The following is a 19,092-nucleotide window of genomic DNA, read 5'->3' on the forward strand; positions in this document are numbered from 1 at the left end:
GCCGCGCTCCGTCAGCAGAAGTTTGACGAGGGCGCTACCCCATCTCTCTTTTCCCAGCGGCGAGAAGAGAGATGGGGTGCGGCAGAATCCTCACTTCCGGCCCTGCCGGCCGGCGAAGAGCCGCAGCCAGGGCGCTAGATGGAAACCGCCCATCAGCAGGTACATCGGCACCATTCCCCCGATCGGGAAGGCATCAGGCGTTGTCATACACATCATGTCGGTGCTGCCGGTTGCTGCCGTCAGCAGCGCCATGATCGCGAATGTTGGGGCGGCGGCGAATGCCAGCCAGTCGGCGGCGTGGGCGGCGAGCCGGCCGCCGGCGCTAGCCACACTGCTGCTCGGCTTATCAGTTGATCCGACTGCGGCGGCGGCCAGCGAGAGCCATTCGGCGTTGCCGTCGCCTCTCTCCGGGGTGGGGGTGGAAAGCAGCATCGCAGTCACTCCTTGCCGTAGCGGTCGTGATGGCGCCACCAGATGCCGGTTTCGTTGCGGCCCTTGGGCGCGCGGTCGAGCCATTGGTACATGCCCCAGAGCCCATCCAGCCCGCGGGCATAGCTGGAATAGCTGTGGTAGACCGTGCCATCGATGAGTTCGAAGGCGCTGACACCCGGCCGGTCGCGGGTGTAGGTCGCGACATCGGTGCCGGTCATGGCGGCAATCTGCGCGACCGGGCCCTCGCTGCCGGGCGACTGCCATTCTTGCACGGTCTTGCCGGCGAGCGGTTCGGGAGCGGGGAACTCGCGGCGGTAGTTGTATTCTATGCCGCCCTGGTGCTGCTGCTCGGCAGAGAACCAGACGCTGAAATCGCCGTTGAAATCGCTGCCGAAGGAGGAGGCCCAGGGAAAACTCCAGTCCATGCGTTGCTTGAAGGCCTGAAGTTTGGGCAGTCGCGCACGCGAAACCGCCCAGAAGGCGAGGTCGTGGTTTTCGAGGTGGACGAAGAAGCCGTTGAAACCGTCGGCGATCGAGGAGCAGGAGGGGCATCCCGCGCTATAATCGGGCCCGAACATGAAGTGATAGACGAGAAGCTGCGAGCGGCCGCCGAAGAGGTCCTTCAGTGAGACGTTGCCGTCGTCCGTATCGAAGCGGTATTCCTTATCGATTCTCACACGCGGCAATTGCTGGCGCTTGAGCGCCAGCGCGTCGCTTTGCCGGGTCAGCGCCTTTTCCTCTTCGAGCAGGTCGAGCCTTGCCGCCAGCCATTGCTGCCGTGTTGCGTTCAGCTCTGTCGTCATGGGTCTTCTCCTTTGCCTGTCTGTCGTCGTAGCATCCGGCGCGGATTGGTTGCCGGGTCCAGAGCAGATTACGGCCGGGCGGAAGGAGGCGGGAGTGACAAGTGTGACGGGATTTGAATGGACTCGCTGATCACAGCCGCGGCGCAGGCGCTGGCATCGGGCGATGCGCTCGGCGCACTGAAGCGGGTGGCGCTGCGTGACGACGCGCCGGCGCTGGCGTTGCGCGGCATCGCGATGGCGCAGCTCGGCGATCTCGTCCGCGCCAAGGCGCTGCTGAAGAGTGCTGCGCGCGCCTTCGGCCCGCGCGAGGCGGTGGCGCGGGCGCGTTGCGTGGTTGCCGAGGCCGAGATCGCGCTCGTCTCGCGTGATCTTCTCTGGCCGCCGAAGGCGCTGGAAGCGGCGCGCAAAGTGCTGGAAGCGCATGGCGACAGGGTCAATGCCGCGCATGCGGGCAATGTCGCCATTCGCAGGCTGGTGTTGATCGGGCGTCTCGACGAGGCCGAACGCGCGCTTGCAGCACTCGATCCGACGCCGCTGCCGCCGGCTCTGCGGACTGCCCACGAGCTGGTGGCCGCCGGCATCGCCGTCCGGCGCCTGCAGACGCAGGCGGCGCGTGCGGCGCTCGCCCGGGCAAGGGTTGCGGCGCGCGCGGCCGATATTCAGGCTTTGACGGCGGAGGTCGAAACTGCGGCCCTCGTGCTCGACACGCCAGCGGCGCGGCTGATGTCGCGCGGCCAGGAGCGCTTGCTGCTGCTCGGCGAGGTGGAAGCGCTGCTCGGTTCGGGCACGCTCGTCGTCGATGCCTGCCGCCATGTGGTGTGGAATGCGGGCGCCGCCGTCTCGCTGGCGACGCGGCCGGTGCTGTTTGCGCTTGCCCGTACGCTGGCCGAAGCCTGGCCGGGCGATGTGACACGGGGAGCGCTCATCGCGCGCGCCTTCCGCGGCAAACACGCCGATGAATCGCATCGCGCCAGGCTGCGGGTCGAGATTGGCCGGCTGCGGGCCGAACTGCGAGGACTGGCGGAGGTGTCAGCGACGAAGCGCGGCTTTGCGCTTTCGCCGCGTGGCGCCCGGGATATCGCGGTGCTGGCGCCGCTCGTCGAAGGTCAGCATGGGGCAGTGCTCGCATTCCTCTCCGATGGCGAGGCGTGGTCGAGCTCGGCCTTGGCGATCGCGCTCGCCGCCAGCCCCCGCACCGTGCAGCGGGCGCTGGATTCCCTTGCGGGCGAAGGCAAGGTGCAATCGCTGGGGCGCGGGCGGGCGCGGCGCTGGATGAGCCCGCCGCTGCCGGGTTTCCCGACGATCTTGTTACTCCCCGGACCGCTGCCCAGCGATTAGTGTGGGCTGACTGATTGTGATGCCCGAACCATAGGGATGGAAGAGATGAAGAAATCGGCTGCGAATATCCTGCGTGAATATGGACCTTTTCCCGGCGCTGAGCGCGTCAATGGCGTCACCTTCGACGGCGAGCACGTCTGGTTTGCCTCGGGCGACCGCCTGAACGCGCTCGATCCCGAAAGCGGCGAGGTGGTGCGCTCGATCGAGGTTGCATCCCATGCCGGGACGGCCTTCGACGGCGAGTTCCTCTATCAGATCGCCGAGGATGTCATTCACAAGATCGAGCCGAAGACTGGCCGTATCCTCGCCACCATCCCGGCGCCTGGCAATGGCGGCGATTCCGGCCTTGCCTGGGCCGAGGGCACGCTCTGGGTCGGCCAGCATCGCGGCCGCAGGATCCACCAGATCGATCCCGAGACCGGCAAGATCCTCCGCACCATCGAATCCAACCGCGTCGTGACAGGCGTCACCTGGGTCGACGGCCAGCTCTGGCACGGCACCTGGGAGGGCGACGACAGCGACGTCAGGCGCATCGACCCGGAAACGGGAGAGGTGCTGGAACGGCTCGACATGCCCGAAGGCACCGGCGTCTCCGGCCTCGAATCCGACGGTGCCGACCGCTTCTTCTGTGGCGGAGGCGGCAGTGGCAAGATCCGCGCGGTGCGCCGGCCGGCGTGAAGCCCGGAAGAATTTCGGTCGAGTGAGCGATTGATTTCGTCATGGGACGATCTACTTTCGCGGCAGTGTCGAAGCTTCGGGGGCGGTCGAGGGCTCGACGCAAGCGGCATGACCGCGGGGAGAGACTTTGAAATATCTGCGCACGACACTTGGGCCTAAGAGCAAATCCGAACTTGGGATGATCCTCCCGCACGAGCACGTCTTCGTCGACCTCAGGACGCCGGACCAGCCCGGTTATGCCGAAGCAGACATTGAAGACGTCGTTCGGCTGATGGCCCCCGAAATCGAACGGATCAAGAAACTCGGGGTGACGGCACTGGTCGAATGCTCGACGGGCGGCGTCGGACGCCGTGCGGATATCGATCTTGCCGTGTCGCTCGCGACGGATTTTCCGATTGTCGTTCCCACCGGCAATTACCGTGAACCCTGGATTCCCGAATGGGTCCGCCATGCTTCCGAGAAGGAACTGGAGGTATGGATGCTTCGCGAGCTGACAGAGCAGATCGACGAGACCGGGTTCCAGGCAGGCTGGATCAAGCTCAGTGCCGGCGATGACGGCATGACGGCGCTCGAGACAAAAATCCTGCGGGCGGCCGCGCGCGCCGCGGCGCAGACAGACGCCGTCATCGGCAGTCATACGATCAGGGGACGGGTCGTCATGGATCAACTCGATGTCATCGAGGCGGAGGGCTACAGGGCCGACAGATTCATCTCGATCCATACGCAGGAAGAAAAGGACTTCGCCTATAACGTCGCCGTGGCCGAGCGAGGCGCCTGGATCGAGTATGACCATGTCGGCCGGGCCGAAGATAACGAGGTGGCGGATCTGGTCATCAAGGCGCTGGAGGCCGGCTGCGGCGACCGCCTGTTGTTGAGCCATGACCGGGGCTGGTTCGATCCGGCACTGCCGATGGGCGGGACACCCAAGCCGTACACCCATCTTTCCACGGTCTTGCTGCCCGAGTTGAAACGGCGCGGCATAGACGACGGGACGCTGATGCGCCTGACTCACGACAATCCGTTCGAGGCTTTCGCCCGATAGGGGATGGCTGGGCTCATTGCGTGCAAGGGCATTTGTTCCAAGTTCAGGCCGAAATGATGATCAGCCGGACTCGCCCCGTTCAAAAATCGACGCGATACCAGGATCTATGAGAAGCCGCGCTCGTCGAACAAAAGCGCCATGCTGATCGCATCGATGAACCGGCCGTCGATGCGTGCCGCCCGTCGGACGATGCCTTCGCGGGCAAATCCGACCTTTTCGTAGAGAGCGATCGCACGGGCATTGTCCTCGTAAACATCGAGTTCAACCCTGGCAAAACCGCTTTTCTGTGCGGCGCTCAATGTCGTCTCGATAAGCCTTCGTCCCAGACCCTTGCCCCGATAGGCAGGAAGGATACCCATTCCCAGGTTTCCACGATGGGCATGCGACGGGAAAAAATGACGGCTGATGTCGCACCAACCGACGACTTGGGTTTGAGCGGTGGCAACGAATTGAGGATTGCCTTTTGCAATCATGCCGATCACGAACTCCCGCGTCTGCGGCAGAGGAGTCGCTTCCAGCATAGACAGGTATCTTTTCTCCCGCGCGACCAGGTCGAGTGCGTGATGAAAACTATCGATGTGGGCGGCAGCGATCGGTTCGATCCTGATATCCGACGTTTCCGGCGATGCGGGAGCATCCATACGCTTCTCCTTCGGAGATTGTGAAATGCCTATAGGAGACAAGTTGTGGACCTGCACGGGAGCGCATAATTCACGGTCCGTCAACCTTTGCGTGTCAATTTCTCGGTGGCAGTCGCCATCAAAAGGTTGCAGGTATTGAAGGTCAGACTCACATCCCACATTACGTTTGTCCTGGTAACGCTCACCTGTGCTGCGGCCGTGTTGCTGTGCGGTTTTGCGTGGCTCGCCGCAATCAAGGTCGATGATCTCTATTTGCGCCGACAGGCCGATTTCGTCCGACAGGGACTGGAAGAGCAGATCGCAGCACTTCCCCGTGAGCAGGAAAGCGTCACCAAATGGGACGATGCCTTCCTCTATGCCAAGCAGCGGAACCATGAATGGCTGCTCGACAATGTCGGGCGGTGGACGAGCCAGTATTTCGCGCACGACAGAACCTATATCTTCGACGATGCCAATCGCCTGATGTTTGCGTTCCGTGACGGCGCGGATGCGATGCCGCCGCGGCTCGATGACGACGACGGCAAAGAAATGACCGCTCTTGCCGGAGAGATGCGTGCCGCTCTCGTCGAGCGGGCTGCAGAGCCCGGCGCCGAACCGATTGGTCAACTGGCCACGGTTCGGACGATCATGATCGGCAAAAGGCCGGCGATAGCAAGCGCGCGTCCCATTCTGCCGAGTTCGACCAGGATGCAGATCGAGGCGGGCCAGGAGTTCATCGCCATCTCGGTCAAGTTCATCGATGGAAAAACTGCCGAAAGCATCGCCCATCATGCGCTGCTCGAAGGATTGCATTTCGCGTCTTCGAAAGGTGAGGACGAGCGGGCGCAAGTGCCTGTGTCATCGCATGACGGCGGCACGATCGGCTATTTCGTGTGGCCTCCCATCCGGCCCGGATACATGCTGCTTCAGCAGATCGCGCCGGCGGGGCTCGGTTGTCTGGCGCTGCTGATCACCGTCGTGTTCTGGCTGGGACGAGGTCTGCATCGCACCTCGCTGACCCTGCTGGACAGCCAGGCGCAACTCACCCATCACCGCAACCATCTGGAAGAGATGGTGGCCGATCGAACGGCCGAGATCGAAAGGCAGAGAGAGGAACTGGATCGCCTGCTGGTGCACGAACGCCAGGTGAATGCGCTCCAGCGCCAGTTCGTCGCCATGGCCTCGCACGAGTTTCGCACACCGCTCGCAATCATCGACGCCGCTGCCCAGCGGCTCTGCCGCTCGACGACCAACGTCAGTGGCGATTACGTTCACGAAAAAGCAGGCGTGATCCGCAGCGCGGTGGTGCGCATGGTCGATCTGATGGAGAGCATTCTCGCCAGCGGCCGGCTCGAAACCGGACAGATCACGCTGAAGCGCAGCGAAGGCGATCTGAAAGCCCTGCTCGTCACCTGCTGCGACAGGCAGCGCCATCTCAGCCGCTCGCATGTGTTTCATCTCGATCTCCAGCCGATACCCGATGTATTGACATTCGACCGCAGCGCCATGGAACAGGTCTTCACCAACCTGATTTCGAACGCCGTCAAATATTCGCCCAACGCGCCCGACATTCATGTCCGCGCCCGGGCTGACGAGAAGACGGTGGAGATCGCCATCTCCGACAGCGGCATCGGCATGGATGCGGAGGATCTGCCGAAGCTGTTCCAGCCCTATTACCGCGCCCGCAGCGCCACGGGCATTGCCGGAACCGGCATCGGCCTCAACGTCGTCAAGCAGGTCGTCGAACTGCATGGCGGCACCGTCGAGGTAAGCAGCGAGCTCGGCAAGGGCACAACATTCACCATTCTTCTGCCAATAGCGTTCCTATTGTCGGATCAACAAGTCGCAGCTTAAGGAAGAGCTCATGGTTACAGTCCTGTGCATAGAAGACGAAGTCGAGATCCGGAACCTCCTCGTCGAAGAGTTGAGCGAAGCCGGCTACAAGACGCTCGAGGCTTCGAACGGCGCCGAGGGGCTGGAAATGATCCTGTCGAAATGGCCCGACATCGTCATCAGCGACATTTCGATGCCTGTCATGGATGGGCACCAGCTACTGGCGGAAATTCAGATCAACCACCCCGAGCTCTCCAACATCCCCTTCATCCTGCTGACGGCGCTGACCGACCGGGAAAACACGCTTGCCGGCTTACGCGGCGGAGCGGCGGACTATCTGACGAAGCCGCTCGACTTCGATCTGCTGCTCGCCAAGCTCGAAGGCTGCGTGACGCGTCTTGCCAATGACAAGGCGGTTCACCGGTCGTTTTGATCGTTGCGGGCGGAGACCGAGACAGCCTCACTCAGAGGTGCTGCGCAGGAGGCTCCGCCCTGCGGGCTGCGCGCCTCAATGATGAGGGCGTTGGTGAATGCCACTCCGGAAGCGTTGGGGGTGCCGCCCTCATGAGAGGGCCTGGACGCAGTGAGAAGAAGGCGCTTGAGCCTGTGCCTCCGACCTCCATTGTCCTCGTCCTGCCAGTGCATCGCCCAACACCTCGAACACCCGCGCATCGAGTGTTTGAGACACGTTGAAGCGCATGAAATTGGTCGCCGATTGCGACAGGCTGAATGCGTTTCCGGGAGCCAAAACGATCCTCCTTTCCAGTGCAGCGCGCGCCACATCGGCCGCATCGATGCCCTCGGGCAGCTGGCACCAGAGGAACATCCCGGCCTGTGGCTCCAGCCACGGCGTTATCCCTAAGCCCTTCAGTCTGGCCGAGACCTCGCTCATCGCCCGAGAGAGCCGGTGTCTCAGCGTCTCCATGTGTTTGCGATAGCTGCCGTCGCTCAGGACGTTCAGCACCAGTTCCGCCGTCAGCCGGCCGCCGCCGAAGGAGGTGGCGATCTTGAGATCTGTCAGTCCGTCGATCCATTCCGGTTTTGCCACGACGAAACCGCAGCGGGCCGAGGCCGACAGGGTCTTCGAGAAGCTGCCGATGTGAATGACCCGCTCGAGCCCGTCGAAGGCGGCAAGGCGGGGCGCCGGCGAATATTCGAAATCGGCGAAGATATCGTCCTCGATGATGGTCAGATCGAACTGCTCGGCGAGTTTTAGAAGCCGGTGGGCCGTCACGGGGGAAAGCGTTGCGCCTGTGGGATTGTGGATGGCGGAGTTGGTGATGTAGAGCCGCGGCCGCTTTTCGGCGACGACTTGCGCGAACAGTTCGATATCGGGACCGGACGGGGTATAGGGGACGCCGACGATCTTTGCCCTATGGGCGCGCAGCAGCGCATGGAAGTTGAAATAGCAGGGATCGTCGACCAGCACCGTGTCGCCGGGTTCCAGCAGGAAACGGCAGAGCAGATCGATTGCCTGCGTGCCGGAATCTGCCAGCATGATTTGCTCAGGGGAGGCTTCGATCCCCCGTTCACCCATGCGCCGCGAAATCAGCTGGCGCAGTTGCGGCAAGCCGAGCGGCGAGCCGTAGTCGGCGAGGGCCGGCCCGTCGGCGCGGGCAAGCGTCCTCAGCCCGCGGCGCATCCCTTCCCCCGGCAGCCAGGAGGGTGGCAGCCAGCCGCAGCCGGGCTTCAGGTCTGTTTCATCAGCCTCCAGCGATTGCCGCGATATCCAGAACGGATCGACGGCGCGGTCGAGCTTCGGTCCGCTCTGCGCAAGCGCAAACGGGGCTGCCTGGTTGGCGACATAGAACCCCGAACCCGGTCTTGCCAGGATCGCGCCTTCGGCGACCAACCGCTCATAGGCGTCGACGACCGTCGATGTCGACAGCTTCAACGTCGCCGCCAGCCCCCGGACGGACGGCAGTCTTGCGCCCGGCGTCAGGCTGCGCCCGGCAATGCGTTGCCTGATCGTCGCGACGACCATCTCTACGCGTGTGCGTCCTTCATTCATCTGTATTGCTTTCTGCATCATTACAGTTTCACGAAATCGTATCAGACTGTTACTGTCATGACCATCGCCGTTGGCCGATAAGAGCTGGGAAAAGAAGGAGTGCAGCGCATCATGGACCGCATGGCATCGGGATGGATCAATGGTTTTATCGGGGTGGTGATCTTCAGCGGATCGCTGCCGGCGACGCGCGTGGCGGTGATGCAGTTCGATCCCGTCTTTCTCACCGTGGCGCGCGCGGCGATCGCCGGCATTCTCGCCCTCGGCCTGCTGATCGCTTTCAGAGAGAAACGGCCGAGCGGGCGCGATACCCTCTCCCTTGCTGTCGTCGCGCTCGGCGTCGTGGTCGGCTTTCCCTTGCTGACGGCGCTGGCGCTGCAGCACGTCACATCAGCTCATTCGATCGTTTTCGTCGGCCTGCTGCCGCTGGCGACGGCGATCTTCGGCGTGATCCGCGGCGGAGAACGCCCGAAGCCGGCATTCTGGCTGTTTTCCATCCTGGGCAGCGCGCTGGTGGCGGGCTTCGCGCTGGCGCAAGGGCTGACTGCGTCACCGATCGGTGACCTATTGATGCTGGCGGCGATCATCGTCTGCGGCCTCGGCTATGCCGAAGGCGGCAGGCTTTCGCGCACGCTCGGCGGCTGGCAGGTGATTTCCTGGGCGCTGGTGCTGTCGCTGCCGGTGATGGTCGCGGTCGCGCTTTTGCATCGGCCGGCAAGCTTTTCCGGCATTGAAACGCCGGCGCTGCTGGGTCTTGCCTATGTCTCGCTGTTTTCCATGCTGATCGGCTTCATCTTCTGGTATCGCGGCCTGTCGCAGGGCGGCATTGCCGCCGTCGGCCAGCTGCAGCTGCTCCAGCCGTTTTTCGGCCTGGCGCTTGCTGCCACCCTGCTGCACGAGCCCGTGACCTGGGCCATGCTCGCCGTCACGGTCGCCGTCATTCTGTGCGTGGCCGGCGCCCGCAGGTTTGCGCGGTAGCGGTTGCTCCGGTCACGGCAAGTGGTTGGAAGTGACGGTGCGGTGACCACCAGCCGACATGTCGACGGTCACAAAGCCGCCGCTCAATCGTCAGCAAATCGCCCCGTTGCCGCCGCACCGTGCCCTCTTAAAGGTTCCATCGTCGCGACCTCGCCAGCCCCAACGGCTGAGCGATCGACCGAGCCGGTTCTGCTGCCGCTCAAATCATGCACGTGAAAAGGAACGAATATGATCACTCGTTACACACCCGTCGCAACGATGACCGCTGCGGTCTTCAGCCTGCTTGCTTTCAGCCCGGCATTCGCTGTTGATATGGCCCAGGCGCAACAGCAGCCGCCGGCACAAGGCCAGGCGCCGATGCAGGGACAGACCGGTGGCAACGGCGCGGCCGCACCCGTCAGCGATAAGAAAATCGAGGCCTTTGCCGTTGCTTATCTGCAGGTCGACAAGGTCCGCCAGGAATATTCGGCCAAGATCGGCGCGACGAAGGACGAGGCTGCCAAGCAAAAGCTACAGGATGAAGCCAAGAAGCAGATGGTCGATACCGTCGAAGCCTCCAACGGCATCTCCGTCGAGGAATATTCCTCGATCCTGACCGCCGCGCAGAGCGACCCGGCCCTGGCCAAGAAGGTTCTGGAAAAGATCGGTACGCCGCCGCCGGCAGCGCCAGCGCAACAGCAGCAATAAGCTGCCCGCCCTAAGAAAGCAGTGCCCGCCGTTTGGCCGGGCGCTGCTTCAAGCCCTTGGTGTCTCGTGCCTTCAGAGCCGATCGAAAACCTCGGGCTGCAATTTCCGGATCTTCATCAGATGCTGCAGCGTGTACGATAGCGACAGAGCGTCGTCGAGCCCGTCATGCGCCTGCAAGGCAGGATGGTCGACGTTGTAGTAGTCGGCCAGCTTGTTGCTGGGCGTCTTTGCCAAATCCTCGATCGGCATGCCCGCTGCGATGAGAAGCTTGACGGCGTTGTCGAACCGGCGGGCCGGGATGGAAGGCTGGATGCCTGCGACATAGCAGCTGATGGCCACCATGTTCATCTCATCCTTACCCCAGGACCAGAACCGGGCGCCGCCCGAGAAGCTGTCGACACCGGAAAGCGCATCCTCCAGCGCCACGCCATGGGCGTCGATATCCTCTTCGGTGATGCCGGTCAGATGGGTGAAGTATGGATCGAGCGGATACCGCTTGCCGAAGCGGTCGACGGGCCGGACGTAGGACTTGTACGTGCCAAGGATCGGAAACTCGCCTTCGAGTCCGAGCTTGACGGCTCCGATCTGCGCAATGACAGGATCGGGATCGTGGGCCGCGCACCAAAATCTGCGCTGCGAGCCTTCGAGGCAAAGAAATTCACAGTCGAATATGATGGCAGTCTTCATGGCCGACGTTCCCCTCGTAGTTGGAGCTTCGGACTGAATACCCTCCGTCGTGGCCCGACAAGTTCTCGATAACAGGCATCAGCGATCCGTTCGTCCTATGCGTGTTTCGACAATTTCGCTCACCTGTTTTCGTCCACCGTGGCCGAGGTGGAGGTCGGTGCCATCCTGGCCTGGCTTCCCGTGATTGCCGCTGCCCGCCTGACGGAAGGCGTCGCAGACGAAAATGACGCGCTGCTGCGGCTGGCCGAGGCGAACGGGTATCATTGAAAGGCTTGGCATCCACAGTCTGTGCGGACCGTCGGTCCCCGTTCCTCTCGATAATGCCGGCTTTGCGCAAGAACATCCAAAATCCGCGCGTGTATCCAAAGGGCGTTGAATAATTGTGTTTTATCAAGGGAATTTACTCTTTGCAAACCATGCCGGCCGTCAATTCGCGGTTGTCCGATGGGCGGGGTCTGCACGACAAGCTGCTATGAATACGGGTTTCGGAGACGGATTCCCGCGCCACATCGGTTACCGAAGTTCTGTCTCTAAGAGGTGCCAATGTCGAACTATTCCCATGCCCCCACTGGTCATCAGGCTCATGGGCACCCGACACCCGGACAGGTCGATGCCGGGTCGCAAAACCGGAATATCGAACGTCGCCTCGAATTCATGGGGCTCGACCAGCAAGGGCGTGCCGGGATCCGTTCGCTGAAAGCGCTGATCGAGCGGGAATTGCCGCATGGTCTCGACAAATTCTATGCGCAGTTGCGCAACAGCCCCGAGGTCAAGCGCTTCTTTTCGTCGGATGAGCATATTGCCAGAGCCAAGGGCGCCCAGGTGGGGCATTGGGCGAATATATCCGATGGCAACTTCAATGAGGACTACGTCGCCAAGGTCCGTACCATCGGCACCGTTCACGCGCGTATCGGCTTGGAACCCAGATGGTATATCGGCGGCTACGCCATCCTTGTCGACCACCTGATCAAGAGCGCTGTCGAGGAGATGTTTCCAAAAGGCGGAATGTTTTCCAAGAAAACCATGAAGCCGGCGGACTTCGCAAAGGCGTTGGCAAGTCTGGTCAAGGCCGTGATGCTCGATATGGATCTGGCCATTTCGGTCTATATCGACGAAGCGGAAATCGCCAAGCAGAAGGCTCAGGCGGAAGCGATTGCGAGCGAGCAGAAGCTTGTGAGTGACTGTTTCGGCAAGGCGATGTCCGCCATCGTCGCCAAGGATGTCAGCTATCGCATCACCGATGACCTGCCCGCCGCCTATCACCAACTGCGTGACGATTTCAACCACGCGCTGGATCAATTGACGAGCACGATCAGCGAGATCGATTCCGCCGCGTCGCAGATCCATGCCGGATCGCAGGAGATTCGCTCCGCCGCCGACGCGCTTGCCAAGCGCACCGAGCAACAGGCCGCTTCCATCGAGGAGACTGCGGCTGCGCTCGAAGAGATCACCACGACCGTCAAGGATTCCAGCAGGCGCGCGGAAGAGGCGGGGCAGCTGGTTTCAAAGGCGCGCGCCGGTGCGGAAAAATCCGGCCAGATCGTCCAACGGGCGGTTACCGCGATGGGCGCGATTGACAGTTCATCGCGTGAGATTTCCAGCATCATCGGCGTGATCGACGAGATTGCTTTCCAGACGAACCTGCTGGCGCTGAACGCCGGCGTCGAGGCCGCGCGCGCCGGTGAGGCCGGCAAGGGATTTGCCGTCGTCGCCCAGGAAGTCCGCGAGCTGGCCCAGCGTTCGGCCAAGGCGGCAAAAGAGATCAAGGAATTGATCAATACCTCCGGCGAGCAGGTCAAGACAGGCGTTTCGCTGGTCGGGGAAACGGGAGAAGCGCTGGCTGTCATCGTCGATGAGGTCAAGGAGATCGACCATCATATCGGCTCGATCGTCGAGGCGGCGCGCGAACAGGCGACCGCGCTTGCCGAGATCAACATGGCCGTCAATGCCATGGATCAGGGCACGCAGCAAAATGCCGCCATGGTGGAGGAATCCACGGCCGCAAGCCATGCTCTTGTCCGGGAGATCGGACGGATCGCGGAAATGCTCAGCCAATTCCATATCGGCAAGAGGTCCGCATCTGCCGCTCCCCCAAGGCCGGCGCCGGCGAAGCCGACGGATGCGGGGTCTCCCGCGCGCGAACTCAAGGCCAGGGTCGCCAAGGCGTATCAGACACAGGGCAACGCGGCGCTGGCGAGCGGCCAGTGGGACGAGTTCTGAGATCGTCACCTAGCGGGCGCTCGGACCAAAGGTCCGAGCGTGAGCGCTTTACGTGCCGGCGGTTCAATGCTGATGTGGTCTCACTTCGCAGGCACGACGAGGGTCTCTCCCTTGCGCACGACGTAGGTCGCCAATTCCGACGCCTTGCCGCTGCCGATGTTCTTCGCCGAGTGAACGACGCCTGATGGAATGAACAAGGATTGGCCGGCTTTCAGGGTCACCGGCTCTGCGCCTTCGAGCTGGTATTCCAATGTTCCTTCGATGACGAATGCGATCTCTTCGCCGGGATGCGAGTGCTTGGGGGCGAGAACGCCGGGAGCAAAATCGACGCGGACCTGAATAGCCTCGTGGCCGGGCACGTCAATATCGTTCCTGATGAGATCAGTGCGCTGCAGCGGCTGTTCTGCCTGTGCTGCTGCTGCGCCGCCGAGAACAAGGGCGAGTGCGATAGCCTGGATCATTTTCATCGTTGCATCCTTCTGAATTGACCATTTTCGGCTCATCGGCCGCATCGGTATTTCAGTCGATGATTGAACCAGGGATGTGTCTGGAAACCCCCATTTTTGTAAGACAGTGTATCTGCAGGCCTACGCTCCTGCGAGGACGGGATTTTTCTTACGCGAAGCGGATCGCGGTTCTCGCGCGCGCCTTCGCCGCTACTTCCTCGCGGTCGCGAGGCGGTTGAGACGTCTCCAGTGAATCGAGCAGTTCGCGGGCGCAAGCAGCGATCGAACCGACCGCGCGTTCGAACGCAACCTCGTTGCGCTTCGACGGCTTGGTCGCTCCGCTCAGCTTGCGTACGAACTGCAGCGCGGCATCATGAATCTCCTCGTCCGTCGCTGGCGGATCGAAATTGAACAGTGGTTTTATATTTCGGCACATGGCTTGCTCACGGTCATTTCTCTTTGCCACCGAGGGAGCGTGGCGCGGTATAAAAACTAATCGCGCGAGCGCGAATTGCAACCGACCACGGGAACTTCCCACCCAGTGATCCCTTCGCGGTGCTCGCAAGCTGCCGAAACCACACGTCCGCCAGCAGCAATGAGCTCATCGCTCAAGCCGCCGACGAAGACCCCGGCGCTTTCAACCTAACCCCTCCCAGCGTCGCAATATCAGTCACCCCACCCGACGATTCAAAGTCGAAGATCTTCTGCGTCACCAGGGCGGCGGCACCCCTTGCCCAGGAATTGTCTTCCCAGTCGGGCAAAAGCGGTGGCGCGGTCCTGAAGGTTCGGGCGGCCAGCGCCTCGCGCAGCGGCACCAGGAAAGGATCGCCGAGGGAGACGGCTTCGCCGCCGGCGACGATGACTTCGGGATCGGTGATATTGACGAGATTGGCAAGGGCGGTGCCGATGCCGCGGCCGGAATCGGCGACGAGGGCGAGGGCGGTGGGGTCGCCTGATGTGAGCGCCTTGCAGAGTTCTGGCAGATCGAGCTCGTCTCGGCCAGTTGCTTCCCGCCAGCGCCTTAGCATCGAAGCTTCGGAGTGATAGGCCATCAGGCAGCCGCGCTTGCCGCATTCGCAGAGCCGGCCGTTCTCTTCGAAGAGGGTATGGCCGAACTTGCCGGCCGCTCCATTTGCGCCGCGATAGAGCTTGCCGTCGATGACGAGCGCGCAGCTGATGCCGACGCCGACGGCGAGGACAGCCATGTTGCGATGTTGGCGGCCGAGCCCGAAGAGTTGCTGGGCGATGGCATAGGCGTTGGTATCGTCTTCCAGCCAGACCGGGACATGCACGCGGTTTGCGACCAGCGAGGCGAGGGGGACGTTGTCCCAGCTGAAGCGGTGGCTGCGCACGCAGGCGGTCTGTTCGTGGTTGAAGACGCCCGGCATGGAGATGCCGATGCCGGCGAGCTTGGCGTTGGGACGGCCGGCGAGCTTCACCAGTTCCGGCACGGTACCCGCCAACAGGTCGGCGACCTTCTCGGGCTCATGGCCGTCGAGGTTTACCCGCATGGCGGCGATGGGGTTGGTGGCGAGGTCGGTCGCCACGCATTCCACCGAATCCACCATCAGCTTGAAGCCGACGGCAAGCGCGTGTTCGTAGTTGATATCCACGGGGATCGGTCGGCGGCCGGTGAGGCCGGGCACGGTCTTGCCTTCGACGACGATGCCTTCCTCCAGCAGGTCTGAAACAACGAAGGTCACGGCCGCCGGGCTCAAGCCGATGACGGTGGCGATGTCGGCGCGACTCCTCGGTCCCTCGCGCCTGAGGAGGTTGAGGATGAGGCGTCGGTTCATGGCTCTCGCCGTGGTCTGGTCGCCTTTGAGCTTCACTTTGCATTCCTTAATTTTGTAAATTAATTATTGCGGGCTGCCAAGATCTATGCATAAGTTCGGCCGCGGATCAACTCAGCCAGGCGGATTATCGCTGGAATCGGGGTGGATCGCAGCGTTGAAAGCCTGGTCGGTCGTTTCATGGAGGAGGCGGCGGTCGGGAGATGTCGATCGATCAACTGGGAGGAATTCAATGGCATTTTCGAAGCAATTTCCGTCAGCCACCCGCAGGAGCTTCCTGAAGGGTGCGGGCATCGTGTCTGCCGCTGCGGTCACCGGCAGTTTTCCAATTCCCGCGATCGCGCAGGCCCAAGAGGTCACGATGATCTCGGCCGAAAACAATGGGGCCGCGCTCGATGCGCTGAAGGCAATCGCCGCGGGCTTCAGCAAGGAAGCCGGCGTCAACGTCGTCATCAACAATATGGATCACGAGGCCCACAAAACGGCCATCCGCAACTATCTCGTCGCCGGCGCGCCTGATGTCTGCTCCTGGTTTTCGGGCAACCGCATGCGCGCCTTCGTCAAGCGCGGCCTGTTCGACGACATCTCCGATCTTTTCGAGAAAGAGAAGTACAAGGGCGTGCTCGGCGCGACGGCGGGGGCCGTTACCGAAGACGGCAAGCAGTACGGCCTTCCCACAGGCGGCACGCTCTGGGGCATGTTCTATCGGAAGGATGTGTTCGAGCAGCATGGGCTGACCGTGCCGAAGACCGCCGAGGAATTCATGGCCTATGGCGACAAGTGCAAGGCGGTGGGCATTACGCCGGTTGCGATCGGCACCAAGGAATTGTGGCCGGCTGCCGGCTGGTTCGATCAGATGAACCTGCGCATCAACGGCCTCGACAAGCACATGGCGCTGATGAATGGCGAGATGAGCTATCTCGATCCGTCGCTGACGGCCGTGTTCGACCAGTGGGAAGCGATGATATCAAAGGACTTCTTCACGGCCAACCACACGTCCTTCGGCTGGCAGGAGGCCGCGGCGCTGCTGGCGCAGAAGAAGGCCGGCATGATGAACTTGGGCGCCTTCCTGCGCTCGGCCTTCACCGCCGACGATCTGCCGCAGCTCTCCTATGCGACCTTCCCGGTGCTCGACGCCAAGGTCGGCCACTTCGAAGAGTTTTCGGTCAATTCGATCCATATTCCGGCGAAGGCCAAGAACAAGCAGGGCGCGCGCGAATTCCTCGCCTATTTCTACAAGCCTGAGAATCTGGCGGCCTATCTGGAGCCGGGCGGCAACGTGCCGCCGCGCCACGACCTGCCGCCCAGCAAGGACCCGCTGGTCAACATTGCCGTCGAGACGATGAAAACGGTAGAGGGCACGTCGCAATATTACGACCGCGACAGCGACCCCGACATGGCGCAGGCCGGCCTCGTCGGCTTCCAGGAATTCATGGCCAAACCCGAACGGCGCAAGGCGATCCTGACGCGCCTCGAGGGCACGCGTAAGCGGATTTACAAGATCTGACGTCGGCCGCTCGTCCTGGCGTTCATGGTTGCCCCTCACCCTCTCCCCGTTTTGACGGGGAGGGGGACGTGCCCTGCGAGACGTGTGCGGGCGGAGAGGTTGCGGCTTCGTCTCTTCGCCCCGCGAGCGTGGGTCCGAAGGACGGGTCGAGACCCGTGGCTCGACCCCGGTCGGTGGCGGCAGCCGGATGAGGGGCAGCCCGACCAGCGCAGCCCGATGAGGGGCAGTTCGCCGCTTGCTTTTGTCGTAAACGAGGCTCCTGAAATGCAGACATTATGGCGCCGCCAGCGTTGGTGGCTTACCCCGACCTTGCTCATCGCGCCGGCGATATTGCTGTTTTTCACCGTCATCCTGCTGTCGGCCGTCCGGAGCCTTTGGATCAGCCTGCACGACTGGGACGGCTTCGGCCCGATGGTGTGGATCGGCTTTGGCAATTACGTCGAGCTCTACGACGATCCGCAATTCTACGTGTCGCTGAAGAACAACCTGATCTGGCTTGTCATGTTCATGGCGGCACCGCCGCTCGGCCTCGCCATCGCGCTGCTGGTCAATCAGAAAATCCGCGGCATGCGCTTTCTGAAATCGCTGTTCTTCATCCCGCTGGTGCTCGCCTCGGTCACCGTCGGCGTCGTCTTCACCTGGGTCTATACGCCGGAATTCGGGCTGCTCGCGCTGATCTTCAAGGCCTTTGGAGCGACGGCGCCGGCGGTTCTCTCCGACGAGCATTTCGTCACCTTCGCCATCGTGATTGCAGCACTCTGGCCGCAGATCACCTTCTGCATGGTGCTTTATCTCGCAGGTCTCAACAATCTCAGCGAAGAGCTGATCGGGGCCGGCCGTGTCGACGGGGCGAGGGGCTGGAACATGCTGTGGCACATCGTGCTGCCGCAACTGACCCAGGTCACCTTCATCGCCATTGCCGTCACCGTCGTCGGCGCGCTCAGATCCTTCGACATGGTGTCGGTGATGACAAACGGTGGTCCGTTCGGCTCGTCGTCGGTTCTCGCCTACCAGATGTTCGAGCAGTCGATCTTCTCCTATCGTTTCGGCTACGGCGCCGCGATCGCCTCCGTGCTCTTCGTGATCATGGCCGCCTTCATCGCCTGGTACCTCAGCCGCATCATCCGCACCGAAGAAAGGGGAGGCTGATGTATCCTCGTCCTATTCCCGAAGCCGCCGTCTGGCAGCGACGCCTTTATGTGATCGCCGTCGTCATCGTGCTGCTGCTCTGGCTCTGCCCGCTGTTTGCGATCATCCTGACCTCCTTCCGCACGACCGAGGATGTCATGGGCGGCAATCTGTGGGGATGGCCGACCGGCATCGGCGTGATCGACAATTATACTGATGTCTTCACGCAGACGCCGATGGCCCGCTACTTCCTCAACAGCCTGATCATCACCGTTCCCTCGGTGATCGGCGTGCTGGCGCTCAGCACGCTCGCCGGCTACGTGCTGTCGCGGTACCGCTTTCCCGGCAACATGCTGATCTTTGCGCTGTTCGTCGGCGGCAATTTCCTGCCGCATCAGATCATGATGATCCCGGTGCGCGACCTGATGGTGCAGCTCGATCTGATCGACACGACCGCGGCGCTGATCATCTTCCACGTCGCCTTCCAGACAGGCTTTGCGACACTCTTCATGCGCAATTTCATCGCGGCACTTCCCGACGAACTGTTCCAGGCGGCCCGCGCCGAAGGCGCCTCTCCCTTCCAGACGCTCGTGCACGTGGCGATCCCGCTGGTGCGGCCGGCACTGGCAGCGCTTGCCATCCTGATCTTCACCTTCATCTGGAACGACTATTTCTGGGCCGTGGTGCTGACCGTCAGCGACAGCGTCAAGCCGGTCACGGCAGGCCTTGCCAATCTGCGTGGCGAATGGGTCTCGGCCTGGAACCTGATTTCGGCCGGCACGATCGTCGTCGCCGTGCCGCCGGTCATCATGTTCTTCCTGATGCAGCGGCACTTCATCGCCGGCCTGACCATGGGAGCGGTGAAGGGATGATCCAGCACCTCGATTTTCCA

The 19,092-nt window shown here is 62.3% G+C and carries 19 protein-coding genes; 11 read left to right on the forward strand and 8 right to left on the reverse strand.

Going from position 1 to position 19,092, the window contains the following annotated elements; translation table 11 throughout:
• Nucleotides 1-90 precede the first annotated feature (90 nt).
• Together FHX10_RS03570 and FHX10_RS03575 are read right to left on the reverse strand one after the other, a co-directional pair.
• Nucleotides 91-432 (reverse strand): hypothetical protein, encoded by a 342-nt coding sequence (locus FHX10_RS03570; protein WP_063473334.1) that lies wholly within the window; start codon nt 430-432, stop codon nt 91-93.
• 5 nt (nt 433-437) lie between these two features.
• Nucleotides 438-1,235: a DUF899 domain-containing protein gene (locus tag FHX10_RS03575; RefSeq protein WP_063473333.1), complete on the reverse strand. Its 798-nt coding sequence runs from the start codon at nt 1,233-1,235 to the stop codon at nt 438-440.
• A 117-nt stretch (nt 1,236-1,352) separates the two neighbouring features.
• Between FHX10_RS03575 and FHX10_RS03580 the strand changes: the two genes are divergently transcribed.
• The 3 genes from FHX10_RS03580 to FHX10_RS03590 all read left to right on the forward strand — a co-directional run bounded on the left by FHX10_RS03580 (nt 1,353) and on the right by FHX10_RS03590 (nt 4,293).
• Nucleotides 1,353-2,573, forward strand: a complete 1,221-nt coding sequence (locus FHX10_RS03580; RefSeq protein WP_097622366.1) for a helix-turn-helix domain-containing protein — start codon at nt 1,353-1,355, stop codon at nt 2,571-2,573.
• Nucleotides 2,574-2,618: 45 nt separating this feature from the next.
• Nucleotides 2,619-3,251: a PQQ-binding-like beta-propeller repeat protein gene (locus tag FHX10_RS03585; RefSeq protein WP_028758212.1), complete on the forward strand. Its 633-nt coding sequence runs from the start codon at nt 2,619-2,621 to the stop codon at nt 3,249-3,251.
• A gap of 127 nt (nt 3,252-3,378) precedes the next feature.
• The gene (locus FHX10_RS03590) at nt 3,379-4,293 is read left to right on the forward strand and encodes a phosphotriesterase (RefSeq protein ID WP_063475196.1); all 915 of its coding nucleotides are present in this window, start codon (nt 3,379-3,381) and stop codon (nt 4,291-4,293) included.
• A gap of 104 nt (nt 4,294-4,397) precedes the next feature.
• Here the strand turns inward: FHX10_RS03590 and FHX10_RS03595 are convergent, their stop codons facing one another.
• Complete coding sequence (locus FHX10_RS03595) at nt 4,398-4,934, reverse strand: GNAT family N-acetyltransferase (protein WP_184389187.1); 537 nt, start codon at nt 4,932-4,934, stop codon at nt 4,398-4,400.
• Between the two features lie 87 nt (nt 4,935-5,021).
• Here FHX10_RS03595 and FHX10_RS03600 point away from each other — a divergent pair, with 87 nt between their 5' ends.
• Nucleotides 5,022-6,767, forward strand: coding sequence for a sensor histidine kinase (locus tag FHX10_RS03600; RefSeq protein WP_063475194.1), 1,746 nt, complete (start codon nt 5,022-5,024; stop codon nt 6,765-6,767).
• Between the two features lie 10 nt (nt 6,768-6,777).
• On the forward strand, nt 6,778-7,179 hold the full coding sequence (locus FHX10_RS03605) for a PleD family two-component system response regulator (protein WP_003560657.1): 402 nt from the start codon (nt 6,778-6,780) through the stop codon (nt 7,177-7,179).
• 129 nt (nt 7,180-7,308) lie between these two features.
• Here the strand turns inward: FHX10_RS03605 and FHX10_RS03610 are convergent, their stop codons facing one another.
• Nucleotides 7,309-8,778 (reverse strand): PLP-dependent aminotransferase family protein, encoded by a 1,470-nt coding sequence (locus FHX10_RS03610; protein WP_245294582.1) that lies wholly within the window; start codon nt 8,776-8,778, stop codon nt 7,309-7,311.
• A 90-nt stretch (nt 8,779-8,868) separates the two neighbouring features.
• Between FHX10_RS03610 and FHX10_RS03615 the strand changes: the two genes are divergently transcribed.
• Nucleotides 8,869-9,732, forward strand: coding sequence for a DMT family transporter (locus FHX10_RS03615; protein ID WP_028758216.1), 864 nt, complete (start codon nt 8,869-8,871; stop codon nt 9,730-9,732).
• 228 nt (nt 9,733-9,960) lie between these two features.
• Nucleotides 9,961-10,419 (forward strand): DUF4168 domain-containing protein, encoded by a 459-nt coding sequence (locus tag FHX10_RS03620; RefSeq protein ID WP_063475193.1) that lies wholly within the window; start codon nt 9,961-9,963, stop codon nt 10,417-10,419.
• 72 nt (nt 10,420-10,491) lie between these two features.
• On the opposite strand, the gene FHX10_RS03625 is transcribed toward FHX10_RS03620, so the two are convergent.
• A complete protein-coding gene (locus FHX10_RS03625) occupies nt 10,492-11,106 on the reverse strand; it encodes a 3'-5' exonuclease (RefSeq protein WP_028756802.1) in 615 nt (204 codons plus the stop codon).
• 543 nt (nt 11,107-11,649) lie between these two features.
• On the opposite strand from FHX10_RS03625, the gene FHX10_RS03635 reads away from it, so the two are divergent.
• Entirely contained in the window at nt 11,650-13,326 is a 1,677-nt protein-coding gene (locus tag FHX10_RS03635; protein ID WP_082849724.1) for a globin-coupled sensor protein, read from the forward strand.
• A gap of 80 nt (nt 13,327-13,406) precedes the next feature.
• On the opposite strand, the gene FHX10_RS03640 is transcribed toward FHX10_RS03635, so the two are convergent.
• From FHX10_RS03640 to FHX10_RS03650, 3 genes are all read right to left on the reverse strand, one after another.
• Nucleotides 13,407-13,793, reverse strand: a complete 387-nt coding sequence (locus FHX10_RS03640; RefSeq protein WP_063475218.1) for a cupin domain-containing protein — start codon at nt 13,791-13,793, stop codon at nt 13,407-13,409.
• Between the two features lie 148 nt (nt 13,794-13,941).
• A complete protein-coding gene (locus FHX10_RS03645) occupies nt 13,942-14,208 on the reverse strand; it encodes a DUF2277 domain-containing protein (RefSeq protein ID WP_028756799.1) in 267 nt (88 codons plus the stop codon).
• Between the two features lie 172 nt (nt 14,209-14,380).
• Nucleotides 14,381-15,604, reverse strand: a complete 1,224-nt coding sequence (locus FHX10_RS03650; RefSeq protein ID WP_028758222.1) for an ROK family transcriptional regulator — start codon at nt 15,602-15,604, stop codon at nt 14,381-14,383.
• A 193-nt stretch (nt 15,605-15,797) separates the two neighbouring features.
• Between FHX10_RS03650 and FHX10_RS03655 the strand changes: the two genes are divergently transcribed.
• The 3 genes from FHX10_RS03655 to FHX10_RS03665 all read left to right on the forward strand — a co-directional run bounded on the left by FHX10_RS03655 (nt 15,798) and on the right by FHX10_RS03665 (nt 19,072).
• A complete protein-coding gene (locus FHX10_RS03655; protein WP_063475191.1) occupies nt 15,798-17,072 on the forward strand; it encodes an ABC transporter substrate-binding protein in 1,275 nt (424 codons plus the stop codon).
• Nucleotides 17,073-17,336: 264 nt separating this feature from the next.
• Nucleotides 17,337-18,221, forward strand: coding sequence for a carbohydrate ABC transporter permease (locus FHX10_RS03660; RefSeq protein WP_028756796.1), 885 nt, complete (start codon nt 17,337-17,339; stop codon nt 18,219-18,221).
• Nucleotides 18,221-19,072, forward strand: a complete 852-nt coding sequence (locus FHX10_RS03665) for a carbohydrate ABC transporter permease (RefSeq protein WP_063475190.1) — start codon at nt 18,221-18,223, stop codon at nt 19,070-19,072. Before FHX10_RS03660 ends, FHX10_RS03665 begins: the two co-directional genes overlap by 1 nt.
• Nucleotides 19,073-19,092: the final 20 nt, after the last annotated feature.

Origin of the sequence: Rhizobium sp. BK591 (assembly GCF_014195045.1) — a bacterium.
GTDB classification, from domain to species: domain Bacteria; phylum Pseudomonadota; class Alphaproteobacteria; order Rhizobiales; family Rhizobiaceae; genus Rhizobium; species Rhizobium anhuiense.